The sequence below is a fragment of the Nitrospira sp. genome (assembly GCA_029194535.1).
Classification (GTDB): Bacteria; Nitrospirota; Nitrospiria; order Nitrospirales; family Nitrospiraceae; genus Nitrospira_C.
The window spans coordinates 371,485-385,687 of sequence record JARFXR010000002.1; the positions used below are offsets into that span (position 1 = coordinate 371,485).

Sequence of the window (14,203 nt, forward strand, 5' to 3'; positions counted from 1 at the left end):
CGGGCGCCTTCTCAGCCTCATTCTCCGACCGCTTCTCCAGAAGAAGAATAGCATCGAACCACTACACACCAAACAGATTCAGGCATATCAGCTTGATTCACACTTCTTGCAGAAGAGGACCTCTCCAAGGTGCTGCTCACGACCCTCCCGCGTCAGGACCCAGGGGCGATTCGTCATCGGCGGTTGATGGCGCACATGTTGTCCATGCCCACAGGCGAGGTCCGCCACCCAGTCCCCTTGTTCGTCCTGATGATAACCCACAATCGGTTGGTTCAGACTGGCCTCATTCAGACATCATCGGATCGGGCTGATCGCAGCTACAACCTCTCAAACGGCTGCTCTGGACGCGCGGTGGCCGGGAAAAATCTCCACCGGCGTTCGCGATCGAGATCGAACGTGCCCAGGTAATCCAACCGACCCTCCAGCGAACGAAACTCCTGCAGCTCAACCGAACAGCTGTCCCTATTGAACACGCGGACGTCGTATTGTCCTACCATGTACAGTAACCCCGTGATTCCCGCATATACGTTGCGTCGACTCGCGCCTCCGGTATCAGGAAACAGCTCACTGGTCGCAGAACACCTCCCTCCCGCCGTGGCCTTCATGCTGAGGTTGTACCGGGCCAGGAATGGATGTGTGGCCACCCGCGTCACGGTGACCACGAGGTCAAGGGACGGCATCTCGGCCACAGCGACCTCGGGAACATCGCTGTTGCATGCGGCAAGATAGCTCCAGGCCCACAGTATGATGGTCGCGTGGGCCAGCTGTCTCACTTTGGAGCAGGAACTTTCGGGGATGCGCCGATGGCGTCCAGTCCGGCCTGAGCGCAGGCGTCGTCGAGATGCGCACCCGGGGCACCTCCCACGCCGATACCGCCCACAACCTCACCCCCGATCTCGATCGGCAATCCCCCGCCCAAGATCAGCACGTTCTCATTCATGTCGCGCAACGCCTGCAAGGCTGGGACTTTACCGACCAGGTCGGCCAACTCGCTCGTGGGACGGCGCAAGCTGACGGCCGTATAGGCCTTCTTTCTGCTGCTGTCTATCGTGTGCGGTCCGGCACCGTCTGCACGCCCCATGGCTCGTAGCTCGCCAGCACGGTCCACCACCGAAGCGCTGACCTTATACCCGTCCTTCTTACAGGCCTCCACCGCCGCCTGTACGGCTTTGCTGGCCATCATCAGCGGCAATACCGACTCTTTGGGCAACTCCTCAGCCGCGTGACCAACTCCCGAGAGCGCCAGACCAAACATCAGTACCACGCGCGCTGTTTTGCGCGAACCGCGCACACACACCGATCGTGCAATCGACGGCATAGGTAGCTCCTCCAGGAGTGAATGATAAGCCGATGGCGAATCTGTGGCAGCCTACGAAGGCAAGAACGGCCTGTCAAGGGGAGTTGCGAGGAAACGGATCACGAGGGAAGGAAGGTCTAGCTCCAGACAACTCGTTCTTGGTTCAGAAGATAGTCGATTACCTCGATGCTGTCGCGCATTTGCGTTTGTGCCCGCTCCGACATGGGGATGACGGCCCCAACAATCTTTCCCGGCTCGATATCATCGAGCGACGGAATTCCATCCCCGGATCGTTGCTCAAGTTCTTGTCGGTAACTTGCCAAACTGTCCTCCGACTTTCTGTGTTGATCCTTAGCTCTCTTCAACAGCGGCAATTCGAACAGCAATTCACGCGCCAGGATCGCTCACAGTGCGTCTCAATGTACTGTTAGCATAGCACATGGGCATGGGGGCGCAGGGAGTCTGCCGACAACCGTTTGATAACGCGGCTGTTTCTCCTGACCTAGTGAGAAGATGTGGAGGTCGGAGGAAGTGCGCCGAGGAAGGGAAACGTGCCCACCTTGAGCAGAGGCGTGTCGCCTCTTAAGCGAAAATCGTCGTGTCCAGGGTCAACAAAGTGCGGATCGTCCGTAATATCCGATTGCGCTTTCAATTCGGGAGCCGGCTGATCGGGATTGCCGGCTCGGACATAGTCGTGATCGGAGTTATACAACGCGTTGTAGGAGGTGTGCGCCCGACTTGACGGCGCGATCAGGAAGCCTACGCGGTTCAACCCCACTACATTTCCAGTCACCTCGCTCTGAGACTGCCCAAGAAATGCCGCCCCGCCCCCGTTCTTTACGAGCGTGTTGCTGATGACCACGGCCTTCGCCTTGTCGTTCACGACCACGGCTTCGTAGAGGCTCCGAGTAATGACATTTCGCTCAATACGAACGTCGGACTTGCCGGCAACGTTGACTCCATGATCGTTGTCGTGGATGAAATTCCCCGCCAGCACCGCCTGGGTATCTGCGAACTGAACTCCCGTGGTCTCGCTTCCGCCGATCATGCAATCCTCGATATGTGCATCCTGAACCTGCTGGCTGAACAGCATCCCGTTCACCGTCAGCCGTTTGAGCGTCACACCGCGCCCGTTGAACAGACCGACGGCATGTCCACCGTGCTCATTGATCGTCATATCGCTGATTTCCACATCCGTCGCTCCATACGGCCACTTTCCCACATGGAGCACTCCCACGATATCTTCCCGCCCAAGCAAGGTAACCTGATCTCTTCCCGCTCCAATCAACTTCACCCTTTCCTTGCTGTGAACCGTGACGTCCTGGTGGTATTGTCCCGGCCTCAAAAAGACGGTGTCCCCTTTCTTGGCGCTATCAACGGCCTCCTGGATAGACGTGAAATCGCCGGAACCATCGAGTGCAACGACGATGGTTCTGGTTTCATGGCCGACATCCTGAGGAGGCTCTGCAAAGCTGACGCCGGCGACGCCAAGGAATGTGATGAGGACGACAAGAATGCGCATCGGATAAGGTCTTACAGGCGCGCCCATCGAGAAGTCAATCGGCGTTTGTTGTTGGGACTCTAGCCACGTGCTATGCTCCGCGCGATGATTCTCGTGGGGCTCACCGGCGGAGTCGCGACCGGCAAATCGACCGTGGCGCGGATGTTTGAGCAATGCGGAGCGACCGTGATCAGCGCCGACGTCTTAGCGCGAGAGGTGGTCGGGCCAGGAAAATCAGCCTGGCGAGAGATCGTCGCAGAGTTCGGCAGATCCATCCTCAAGCCCGACCGCACAGTCGATAGACAGGGGCTGGGCGAAATCGTGTTCCGTAATCCGAGGAAGCGCCGCAAGCTCGAGCACATCATCCATCCCCGAGTCGCCCGTCTGCAGGCCGGGCTGACGCGAAGCGCCGCGAAGAAAAATCCTCATGCCGTGGTGGTCTATGAAGTGCCGCTCCTTTTCGAGGCGGGAGTGGACAGGCGGGTCGACCGGATCGTGGTGGTAACGGCTCCGCGCGCGACTCAAATAGTGCGGCTCAAGACCCGGGACGGCCTGCCGCGAAACGAGGCGCTTCGGCGAATCGACAGCCAGCTCCCATTGAACCGGAAAATTGCGCGGGCCGACGCGGTGCTCAACGGCGCAGTGCCTCTCCCCGCGCTTCGGGCCGAAGTTCAGAAGCTGTACCGTCACTTTCAACGGCTGGCCTAGACTCTCTTCACCTTCGTCCCCGTTCTGTCATCCTCCAGTCCCCCTGTGCTACAGTGAATTCCTATGCATAATCTCATCATCATCGGATCCGGTCCCGCTGGACTCACTGCTGCCATCTATGCCGCCCGGGCCAATCTGACGCCCTTATTGGTCGAAGGATGGCAGTCGGGCGGGCAACTCACAACAACGACCGTCGTGGAGAACTATCCGGGATTTCCTCGAGGCATTATGGGGCCGGATCTCATGAAAGAGATGCGTGCGCAGGCCGAGCGGTTCGGCGCCGTGTTTCAGACTGGCGACGTGACGTCGGTCAATTTCACGACCCGCCCTTTCTCCATCACGATCGACGGGGAGCGATCGTTCTACACCAAAGCGGTAATCATCGCGACCGGCGCCTCACCTCTTCAGTTGGGCCTCAAGAACGAATCTCGTCTCATCGGCCACGGCGTATCCACCTGCGCCACCTGCGACGGCTTTTTCTTTCGCGGCAAGGAGCTTATGGTCGTCGGAGGCGGAGACAGCGCCATTGAGGAGGCGCTATTCCTGACCAAATTTGCCACCAAGGTCTCCGTCGTCCACCGCCGGGACAAGCTGCGCGCCTCCAAGATCATGCAAGATCGCGCCATGAAAAACGACAAGATCACTTTCTTATGGAACACCGTCGTCGAAGACATTCTCGGCGCCGACGTCGTGACAGCCATCAAGCTCAAGAACGTGGTCACGGGGCATTCGGCGGAAATTCCCTGCGCGGGTGTCTTTGTCGCCGTCGGCCACCGGCCCAATACGTCGCTCTTCTCAGGGCAACTGGACATGGATCCAAAGGGCTATCTCATCACCACGAAGGGCACCACCACAAGTGTCCCCGGTATCTTCGCCGCCGGCGACGTGCAGGACTCCATCTACCGGCAAGCCGTCACCGCGGCCGGTTCCGGGTGCATGGCCGCGATGGATGTCGAACGCTACCTGGAAGCTCTCGGCACGTGACGAGGTGGACCGCACCTCATGCAGGCGCGCGACAGACGTATCGAGGTAAGCGGGGGCGATTCCTCCCATGAAATACGTCGTCATCCACTACCATGAACTCGCGCTGAAGGGTCGTAATCGTGACTTCTTCGAACGGCGCCTGGTTCAGAACATTCGCTCCTCCCTTCGCGACCTTCGCATCAGCCGCGTGGAAAGCCTGCGCAGCCGTATCCGCATCGCCCTGCCGCCTGAAGCGAACGCTCTGCACGTGGCCGATCGCTTGCGGCGTGTGTTCGGCATCGCCAATTTTTCGCCCGCCGAGGCCGTAGAGTTGAAGCTGGCAAGCCCGAATCTCGCTGTCTTGGCCGGCAGGATCGGTGAGGCCGTTGTTCATCGTACGTTTGAAAGTTTTCGGGTGACGGCGAGACGCGCGGACAAGCGGCTGGTCCTGACGTCGATGGATGTGGAACGAGCGGTCGGAGCATACTTACATCAGACCACCGGCAAGAAGGTACAGCTCAAGAATCCCGATTTGACGGTCTATATCCACCTCTTGACCAAGGAGGCCTATTTTTCGCTGGACAAGATCGAGGGACCCGGAGGCATGCCGGTGGGCGTCAGCGGCACCGTGGCGTGCCTCATTTCAGGCGGCATCGACTCCCCTGTCGCCGCCTACCGCATGATGAAACGCGGCTGCAACGCCGTGTTCATCCATTTTTCCGGACGCCCGCTGGTCAGCCGCGCGTCTGAAGAAAAAGTCCGAGAGTTGGTTCAGACACTGACCGCGTATCAGTATCGCTCCAAACTGTATGTCGTCCCGTTCGGCACAATCCAACGCGAAATCGTGGCGCAGGCACCCGCACCCTACCGGGTGGTCCTCTATCGTCGTCTGATGGTCCGCGTCGCCGGTGAGTTGGCCCAACGCGAACAGTGCTGGGGGCTCGTGACTGGAGACAGTCTAGGACAGGTCGCCTCTCAAACCCCGGAAAATCTGACGGTCGTCGAGGAAGCCGCGGAACTGCCGATCCTGCGCCCCTTGATCGGGATGGATAAGACGGAAATCACGCGCCAGGCGGAACACATCGACACATTTACCACATCGATCGAGCCGGATGAGGACTGTTGCTCCCTCTTCACGCCGCCGCATCCCAGCACGCGAACGAAGATCGATGATATTCGGCGCATCGAGCGAGGTTTCGATATCGGCGGGCTCGTCAAGCAGGGCGTGGACGCCGCGGAGCCGTCCGAGTTCACCTTTCCGCCGCGGCACGCTCCATCGCCTTCTTCTTGACAATCCGGAAGTGCGATTCCAACTCGCGCCGCATGGCGAAGGCCACCAGCCAGTCAGGCACCATGGAGTCGATTGCGACGAGCAACTCAAACTCCGCGAGCGTATGGGCGCCGCCGTCCGCGGGGCTCAATCTCCAGGCACGATGGTACCGTTTGAAATCGCCCTGCACAAGATCGGTCACGATGCTGCGATCCGTCACTGTCCGTGAGTCCGTGACCAGACGCCGTTCTCCCGGCAACAGCGCATGCTCGATCCGAAGATCGGTCCGGGCAATCGCGCCATGCATCGTGAGGTCGACGAGCCTCATGCGCACCTCGAACAAGTCTGGCCAGTGCGCATAATCGGTCAGGATGGCGAACAGCACGCCGGGCTTGGCCTCGAAGACAAGCCTCGCCCTCGCTCGGATTCCACTATCCGGCTCGACTTTGACTTCCAGTTCATCGGTATCTGCGGCGACAACGGCAGGAGGGGCGGCTGTTTCGAACAATCCGATCGCAAGCGTCAACGCCACATTGACCAGGACACGCGCGGGGTTCCAGCTACCCGATGATCGCATCCAGGAGCCGCTGGTGGATCTTTCGCACGCGCTCCAGCTGGCCTTTTGCCGGAAACCGTTCATAGAACCCCTCGGCCCGGAATTCTTTCCCCAGCGCCGCCCACGGCCTCACGAGATCGGCGAATGGCCTGGCCGAGCGCTGCGCCTCCCAGTCGCTGATCAGCTTCCGATCGACCACGATATCGTCGAGCACCCGAATCAGCGCCTTCAGCGTGACATCCCGGGTAAACATGTACCGCTCGTTCTGCCCCCACACATCCTGCATAACGTCTTTGACGCCCCTGAGATAGTCCCGGACCAGCGCATAACAGCGCTCGGCCTTCATCCCCAAATGAGATTCCATCCATCGCTTGTGCGCCGTCACCACTTTGAGCAATTCGTTGAAGATCTCGGACTGCAGGATCCACTTTTCCTGCTTGCTTCGTCCGCCCAACCGATTGATCTTGTATTGCAGCGGAGAATCCGCTTCCTCATAGAGCAAGTTGACCACCTTGGCGGCGAATTTTTTCTCAGGACTTTCCCACGACACCTTCTCATAAAGATCCACAAGGTGCGATCGATTGATGCGCGTGTGTGTGCTGTTGATGATGACGAACATCTCGGTCGCGAACTCGCCGCTTCTGCCGTCGAAAAGAATGCATGGCACCTCCACCTTGTCGATCTGGTCCGGATGGCGTTGCTGAAAAAAGTGGAGGCCGGCGAGCCGATGCTGTCCGTCGATGATCAAATACTTCCCTTTCGGCTCGCTCAAATGGCCGACGGATTCATGTTCACCGGCGCGCTGAAAACGGAGTGTTTCATCGGTGAAGAGCAGCACCGTCCCCGGGATCATGGGCTGCGCCACCACCGTTTCATAAAAATTCACGATCTGCTTGATTTTTTGTCGATTGAGCAAGCGTTGGAAGCCTTTTTCGCTCCGCTCGATCCCGGCGATGAACTGCGCCACGTCGTCATGCTCAGGGAGTCTCGCTTCTGAGATCTCCTCGCCTTCGAAATAATAGCGGCTGGTGAACCGCACCTTCGAGAGCAGATCGGCCGCGTTGTACCCGATGAAGTAAAACATGCCTTCCTTCTGACGAATCTGCGTGGCCAGCATGGCTCCTCCCTCAAGGATTGTCTGTCGTCACCACACATGCGGAATACACAATCATTCAATCAAACGGACGCGGCGAGGCAGGCGTACGGTCGGCCTTGTCCACGCCGTCCTCGACCATGCTCCGACGATGGATAACGATACGGTCGATGCGCCTGATCTAGGCTCCTCGCGGCCTGCCGCGCGTACAGGGCACGAGAATGCCGTTGCGATTGTTCCGACGCCCGGGCGTGATTCTACGCAGAGTCGTCCATAGCCGCAAGCTCGGCCGCTGTGCTACCATGCGCGGGCATGTACTCCTTGTACCGAATGCTGAGCGTCGCGCTGCTCATCTTATGGGCTTGCCCGCCCTCGGTCGCGACGGCTCAACGCCCGTCGGATTATATCGCCACAACGGAACAGTCTTGCAGCTTCGGGATGGCCAAGGGAGAATCTTCCCAGCATTGCCAGGTGCCGATACCGGCCGACTGCCTCGTCGCTCACATCCCCGGTACGACCAAGCCCTGGACGACCATTTCCAAGGGCGGGAAGATGGCCTGCCAATTTGATGAGAAACGCACCGACTGGAAAACCAAGATTACCGGAGCCTGTGGGCGCTGCAGCACCGGGCATTGTTCCGTCCAATTCATCGTTCGATTCGACTGCACACAACGCTAACCATGTCGCTCTCCGCGGTGATCCGGCAGGAAGCGATCGCCCTGGGCTTTGACGCGGTCGGAATCTCCACGGTCACTCGATCCCCCTCGGTAACCCTCCTCGATCGGCTGGAGGAGTGGCTCGCGCGCCATTATCACGGAACGATGGCCTGGCTGGCGCGCGATCCGTCTCGTCGCGCCGACCCGAGGGTGGTCTTGCCGGATTGCCGCTCCATCGTGTCTGTGGGTCTCAATTACGATACGGGACACCGGGCGACTGAGGGGCCCGGGTTGGGACGCATCGCTCGCTATGCATGGGGACGAGATTATCATCGTACCCTTGGAGATCGCCTCAGCCGGCTGGAGAGCCGGATCAAGGCATTGGCGCCCGAGGCAGACACCCGCAGCTACGTCGACACCGGTCCCGTCATGGAGAAGGCTTGGGCCCAGCAGGCCGGCCTAGGATGGATCGGCAAGCATTCCAATCTGGTCTCAGCCGAGCACGGGTCTTGGCTGCTTCTCGGAGAAGTGTTGACTACGGTGGAACTCACACCGGACGAACCCGCGACCGACCTCTGCGGCAGCTGTCGCCTATGCATTCAGGCCTGTCCGACGGGGGCGATCGTGGAGCCCTATGTCGTCGATGCGCGGCGTTGCATTTCTTACCTCACGATCGAGTACCGCGGACCCGGAGACACGATTGCGAGCGAGCTGCGACAACGGATGGGCAACCATATTTTCGGGTGTGATGACTGTCTCGATGTCTGTCCGTTCAATCTGCAAGCCGCCGGGAAAGCGGATGCAGCGTTTTCGCCGTCGCCTGTCGCTCTGGCTCCCCGCCTGTCGGAGTTGGCCGGGCTGACCGAGACGGCATTCGCGGAACAGTTCCGCGACAGCCCGATTCGCCGGGCCAAGCGGGACGGATTGCTGCGCAACGTCGTCATTGTTCAGGAGAACGAGACCCGTCATACGAAGAAATCCCCCCTTTCATCCCCAACCGAATAGGAGTAGGCTCAACAACGCGACACAACGGCTGTCGATTACAACAGCGGTGCCTCATGCCTCCTCTGCTCCTCGTGATTTCGACCGATTCTTCGACGAAGACCACCATCGAGCGAGCGGTCTCCAACCTGAACCTCATCCTCCAGTTCGCCGCCACATCGGAGGAAGGGATCCATCTACTCGAGCAACAGGCCGGGTTCGACGGCATCATCCTTGATGAGAGCCGGCAGAGCCGGATATTGCCCCCCCTGGTGGCTCGGTTTCGAAACGTGGCTCCTTCGGTTCCGGTCGTGGTCGTGGGTGCCGAGGACTCGGCCCGGGCCGCGGTGGAGACACTGCGTCTGGGAGCGGCCGATTATCTCACCAAACCGTTGACAGAATCCGATGTCCGCGCGACGCTCCTTCGGATGCACATCGAGACCGCCACCAGCCAATCGGTTGCCAAAACGTCGTCAGGGTTCGATCGAATCGTCAGCATTTCTCCGCAAATGCGGCTGGTCAAGCACCTGGCGGCCGAAGTCGCCGGGACGGACGCGACGGTTCTGATTACGGGCGAAAGCGGAACGGGCAAGGAACTCTTCGCCCATGCCATTCACGCCTCGAGCCCGCGATCCAATGGACCGTTCGTCGCGCTGAACTGCGCGGGAATCCCTGAACATCTGATGGAATCGGAGTTGTTCGGGTACCAGCGAGGTGCCTTCACCGACGCCAAACAGCCCAAGCTCGGGCGTTTCCGGGCCGCCGAGGGAGGCACGTTGTTCCTGGACGAAATCGGCGAAGTCAGTCCCATGGCACAGGCCAAGTTGCTGCGGGTTCTCGAAGACCACGTGATCAGTCCGCTGGGCGATACACGCGACGTCCCGATTGATATTCGCGTCGTCGCCGCGACCAACGAAGATCTTCCGGCTCACATTAAAGCGGGAAAGTTTCGTCTCGATCTGTATTACCGGCTCAACGTGTATCAATTGAGGATTCCGCCCTTGCGCGAACGGCCCGACGATATCGAGCCGCTGGTCCGGCACTTCCTGGACTCGATTCGTTGCGACCGCGGTCGCCGCGTGCCGGATGTCAGTCCCGCAGCCATCGAGTTGCTGCGCCGACACGATTGGCCCGGCAATGTCCGGGAACTGCACAACGTCGTGGAAGGCTTGACGATCACCTGCAAGAGTCCGACAATCTTCCCCGAACACCTCCCGGCCTCCTTATCGAGCGACAGCACGCCGACGCTCCGCACCAACGGTGATTTCCCGGACCCTCAAGCCAAACCCTCGTTGTTGGCGTTCGGCCTCTCCCTGCAGGACATGGAGAAGAAAATGTTGATGGAGGCGCTGCACCAGGCGGGAGGGAACATTTCCGAAGCGAGTCGTCTTCTCAAACTGACGAGAAACACCTTACGTTATCGCATGGCCAAGTATCGTCTCTGCTGACCGCATCGCTGGTTGCTGCCGGTTCAACGTCCTCATCGCCGATTATTCGCGCAGTCGGGCCATCGTCACTCCGTCTCCTCCTTCCGATCGATCTCCAGACCGGAACTCCTTGACGTAAGGCGAGCGACCGAGATAGTCCCGCACGGCAGCCTTCAGACGGCCGGTTCCATGACCGTGGATGACCCGCACGAGAGGAGCCCCCGCCAGTGCCGCTCGATCCAAGGCCGCCACGACTTCCTCCAGCGCCTCGTCCACCATCTTACCCCGCACATCGACCACGGTCTGCTCGGAAGCATGATAGGCACGAGGCGGGGTCGTGACCGCCGGAGGGCCCGGAGGGGCGGGCGGAGGGTTCTTCGCGCCTCCGGCATCCGGAATCACCCCGATCAGCCCGGAACACAAGGCCGACACTTCCCCTTCTCCGACTCTCACACGCACGCGCTTCTTCCCGAACGGAGCTTCGAGCAGCATGCCGATCGTATTGAGTCCTCCGATTTCGACCAGATCGCCGACCTTCAGCTGCTCGATCGGGACTCGAATCCGCTCCGGCTCCAGGGCTTCTCGCGATTCCTGCTCCAGTTCGCCGAGCCGTCGTTGCGCCGCTCGCGCCGTCATCAGCTTCTGTTCTCTTTTCGCTTCGTCCACCATCGCCTGCACCTCGGCTCTTGCGCGGCTGAACTGGTCCTGCAATTTTTTTCTGATGCTCTTCCTGGCCTCCCGCTCGGTCGATTCCAACCGCGCCAGCTCTCCCTTGGCCAGCCGAGCGGCTTCTTCCGCTTCGGCCCGTGATTCAGCCGCTCGAGCGAGATTCTCAGCCAATTGTCGCCGCTGCCCGTGTAGATCGTTCAACATCCGTTCGAGCGCATGGTCCTCCTGCCCCAACTTCTGTCTCGCGTCATCGAGCACGGCGTGATCCATACCCAGCCGACCGGCGATTTCGAGGGCGGAGGATCCACCCGGAACGCCGAGAAACAATTGATAGGTCGGCGAGAGGGTGGCCAGGTCGAACCCTACGCTGGCATTGGCGAATCCCTCCTTGGTCTGCGCCAATGCCTTGAGGGACCGGTAATGCGTCGTGGCCACGACCTTCATCCCCAGCCTCGCAAATCGACACAGCAGAGCTTCCGCCAAGGCAGCCCCTTCCGTCGGATCCGTCGACGTGACAGGCTCGTCGAGCAACACCAGCGCCTGTCCGACATGACACCTGGAGCTGGGATCGCCGTCTTGCTGCGCCTCGCGCAACAACTCGATCATTTGCGTCATGTGGGCCGAAAAGCTGGACAAGTCGCGCGCCAGATCCTGCGCATCCCCGATATCCGCATAGACCGCCGAAAAGACCGCCATGTCGGACTCCGCATCGCAAGGAAGCAGTAATCCCGCCCGTACCATCAAGGCGAACAGCCCGAGTATCTTGAGCGTGACCGTCTTCCCGCCTGTGTTCGGTCCGGAAATGATCAGGACCTGGACTGTCTCGTCCAACACAATGTCGTTGGCGACGACCTGATCTCTAGTCAGGACCAACAAGGGGTGTCTCGCTTGTCTCAAGCGAATCAGTCCATCGGCATTCAATGCCACAGGTTGAGCCCCTAAGCGGCGGCCCAAGGACGCCCGCGCGGCGATCTCGTCCAACTCGGCCAGCGCCTCAAGACCACATCCAATTCTTTCCGCTTGCGCGGCGAGCAGACCCGACAGTTCTCTGAGAATCCTCCGCGCCTCCCGATCGATTTCGAGTTCGGCAAGCTTGATGGCATTGTTCAGCTCCACCAACTCGCGCGGCTCGAAAAAAACGGTGGCTCCGCTCGACGAGACATCATGCACAATTCCCGAGACACGACCTTGCAATCCGGCTTTGATCGGCAACACATAGCGTCCTTCGCGTTGATCGAAATACGGCTCCTGCAAGATCTCCTCATAGTGTCGCGAGCGAAGGAGGTCATCGAGTTGATGGCGGATCCTCTGCTTCAGATCGTTGGCCTGATGCGTCAACCGAAGCAGTGCAGGCGACGCGGACTCTTTCATCGATCCATCGAAGTGAACGGCCCCCTCCAGAGCCGCAATGATGACACCCAGTTCAGGAAGCGTTTCCAGAGAAGCTGCCGCAGCCGCCAGCGCCCGCGCTTCCTGCCCATGCCGCCGCACATAGCGGAGAACTTCGGACCACAGAACGAGGACGACCGCGTGATCGCGCAACTCATGAGTATCCAACGCCGCCCCTTTGCTTGCGCGGGACAGCGGTTCCCGGATGTCAGGGAAGGAGAGGGTCGGCATCGGGTCAGGACTCGCCTGAAGCTGCACCATCTCCCAGGTTTCCTGTTGGCGTCGCCGGGCTGCTTGGATCTCGCTCGTCAGCATAAGGGTGCGACAACGGGCCGCACCCATTGGGGAGCGGGCATGCGTCGCAAGCGCCTCCAGGAGCACCCTCCATTCGAGCGCTCGAGTCGTGAGCTCGGCGAGATCGGACCGCGGAGATGGACTCATCAGCGACGGACTCTACCCATGGCTGCCGCACAGACGCAAGTCGCACCTAAACCCCTCAGGTGCACCCCTTGAAATGAACGTATCGACGCGGGTTTACCACTTTGGTAGCGCTTGACAAGCTCGGATGCCGTCGATACTATCGGGCTCCATCAGGCCGGTACTGTTCACCGGCCTGTTTTTTCTTGAAGGACCAGCGCACTATGGCTATCAGAGTCGGAATCAATGGGTTCGGCAGAATAGGAAGAAATGTCCTGCGGGCATCGCTCGGAGATCCTCAGCTGGAGTTTGTGGCGATCAATGACCTCACCGACGCCAAGACCTTGGCGTACCTCCTGAAATACGATTCGGTCCACGGCACGCTGAAGGGCACCGTGGAGGCGAAGGACGATCAGATTCTCATCGATGGGAAAGCGACGAAGGTCCTGGCGATCAAGGATCCCAAAGAACTCCCTTGGAAGGATCTGAATATCGACGTCGTCATCGAATCGACGGGACGATTTACCGACCGAGAAGGCGCCGGGAAGCATCTCTCCGCCGGCGCCAAACACGTCATCATCTCCGCGCCCGCCAAGGATCCCGACGTGACGATCGTGCTCGGAGTCAATGACAACACCTACAATCCGGCGTCGCATCTCATCATATCCAACGCTTCCTGCACGACCAATTGCCTGGCTCCCGTGGCGAAAGTGCTCCTGGAAAACTTCGGCATCAAACACGGCATCATGACGACGATCCACTCCTATACCAACGACCAGCAGTTGCTGGACTTGCCGCACAAGGATCTCCGACGCGCACGTGCCGCCGGCATGTCGATGATCCCGACCAGTACCGGTGCCGCCAAGGCGCTCCATCTGGTCATCCCGCAACTCAAAGGGAAGATGGACGGACTCGCCATCCGCGTGCCGACCCCCAACGTCTCGCTGGTCGACCTGACCGTGGAAACCGAAAAGGATTGCGACGTTGCGTCGGTCAACGAAGCCTTCCGTAAGGCTGCAAGCGGTCCGTTGAAGGGCATTCTCGACTATTCCGAGGCTCCTATCGTCTCAATCGATCAGAAGGGCGACGATCACTCCGCCACCGTCGATGCCCCGCTGACCGCCGTCGTCGACAAGAGGTTGGTGAAAGTCACGGCCTGGTACGACAACGAATGGGGATACTCCTGCCGAGTCAGGGACTTGATCAAGGTGATTGCGGCGAAGGCCAAGAGCCATTGATGGCTGTGAACTGATTCCGTTCCACTCCTATTTTCCTT

Annotated in this window: 13 protein-coding genes; 7 read left to right on the forward strand and 6 right to left on the reverse strand. The window is 59.8% G+C overall.

Annotation, left to right across the window (positions count from 1 at the left end):
- Positions 1 to 317: 317 nt before the first annotated feature.
- The 3 genes from P0111_13210 to P0111_13220 form a co-directional block, all read right to left on the reverse strand.
- Positions 318 to 773: a hypothetical protein gene (locus tag P0111_13210; protein ID MDF0644982.1), complete on the reverse strand. Its 456-nt coding sequence runs from the start codon at positions 771 to 773 to the stop codon at positions 318 to 320.
- Positions 770 to 1,318, reverse strand: a complete 549-nt coding sequence (locus P0111_13215) for a heme-binding protein (protein ID MDF0644983.1) — start codon at positions 1,316 to 1,318, stop codon at positions 770 to 772. The genes P0111_13210 and P0111_13215 overlap by 4 nt, the downstream gene beginning before the upstream one ends.
- A 481-nt stretch (positions 1,319 to 1,799) precedes the next feature.
- Positions 1,800 to 2,819 (reverse strand): pectinesterase family protein, encoded by a 1,020-nt coding sequence (locus P0111_13220; protein MDF0644984.1) that lies wholly within the window; start codon positions 2,817 to 2,819, stop codon positions 1,800 to 1,802.
- Between the two features lie 72 nt (positions 2,820 to 2,891).
- Between P0111_13220 and coaE the strand changes: the two genes are divergently transcribed.
- The 3 genes from coaE to thiI all read left to right on the forward strand — a co-directional run bounded on the left by coaE (position 2,892) and on the right by thiI (position 5,760).
- Positions 2,892 to 3,506: a dephospho-CoA kinase gene (coaE, locus tag P0111_13225; GenBank protein MDF0644985.1), complete on the forward strand. Its 615-nt coding sequence runs from the start codon at positions 2,892 to 2,894 to the stop codon at positions 3,504 to 3,506.
- A 63-nt stretch (positions 3,507 to 3,569) separates the two neighbouring features.
- Positions 3,570 to 4,490, forward strand: a complete 921-nt coding sequence (gene trxB / locus P0111_13230) for a thioredoxin-disulfide reductase (GenBank protein ID MDF0644986.1) — start codon at positions 3,570 to 3,572, stop codon at positions 4,488 to 4,490.
- Between the two features lie 67 nt (positions 4,491 to 4,557).
- Positions 4,558 to 5,760 (forward strand): tRNA 4-thiouridine(8) synthase ThiI, encoded by a 1,203-nt coding sequence (thiI, locus tag P0111_13235; protein ID MDF0644987.1) that lies wholly within the window; start codon positions 4,558 to 4,560, stop codon positions 5,758 to 5,760.
- Here the strand turns inward: thiI and P0111_13240 are convergent.
- Positions 5,720 to 6,316, reverse strand: coding sequence for an SRPBCC family protein (locus P0111_13240; protein ID MDF0644988.1), 597 nt, complete (start codon positions 6,314 to 6,316; stop codon positions 5,720 to 5,722). The genes thiI and P0111_13240 overlap by 41 nt on opposite strands.
- Positions 6,300 to 7,412: a DGQHR domain-containing protein gene (locus P0111_13245; GenBank protein MDF0644989.1), complete on the reverse strand. Its 1,113-nt coding sequence runs from the start codon at positions 7,410 to 7,412 to the stop codon at positions 6,300 to 6,302. The genes P0111_13240 and P0111_13245 overlap by 17 nt, the downstream gene beginning before the upstream one ends.
- A gap of 288 nt (positions 7,413 to 7,700) precedes the next feature.
- On the opposite strand from P0111_13245, the gene P0111_13250 reads away from it, so the two are divergent.
- From P0111_13250 to P0111_13260, 3 genes are read left to right on the forward strand one after another with little or no spacing between them, the layout of a single operon-like run.
- Entirely contained in the window at positions 7,701 to 8,066 is a 366-nt protein-coding gene (locus tag P0111_13250; protein ID MDF0644990.1) for a hypothetical protein, read from the forward strand.
- A 2-nt stretch (positions 8,067 to 8,068) separates the two neighbouring features.
- Complete coding sequence (gene queG, locus P0111_13255; protein ID MDF0644991.1) at positions 8,069 to 9,049, forward strand: tRNA epoxyqueuosine(34) reductase QueG; 981 nt, start codon at positions 8,069 to 8,071, stop codon at positions 9,047 to 9,049.
- A 53-nt stretch (positions 9,050 to 9,102) separates the two neighbouring features.
- The gene (locus P0111_13260; protein MDF0644992.1) at positions 9,103 to 10,473 is read left to right on the forward strand and encodes a sigma-54 dependent transcriptional regulator; all 1,371 of its coding nucleotides are present in this window, start codon (positions 9,103 to 9,105) and stop codon (positions 10,471 to 10,473) included.
- A gap of 42 nt (positions 10,474 to 10,515) precedes the next feature.
- Here P0111_13260 and P0111_13265 read toward each other — a convergent pair whose 3' ends face one another.
- The gene (locus P0111_13265) at positions 10,516 to 12,951 is read right to left on the reverse strand and encodes an endonuclease MutS2 (protein ID MDF0644993.1); all 2,436 of its coding nucleotides are present in this window, start codon (positions 12,949 to 12,951) and stop codon (positions 10,516 to 10,518) included.
- Between the two features lie 200 nt (positions 12,952 to 13,151).
- On the opposite strand from P0111_13265, the gene gap reads away from it, so the two are divergent.
- The gene (gene gap, locus P0111_13270; protein MDF0644994.1) at positions 13,152 to 14,165 is read left to right on the forward strand and encodes a type I glyceraldehyde-3-phosphate dehydrogenase; all 1,014 of its coding nucleotides are present in this window, start codon (positions 13,152 to 13,154) and stop codon (positions 14,163 to 14,165) included.
- Positions 14,166 to 14,203 lie beyond the last annotated feature (38 nt).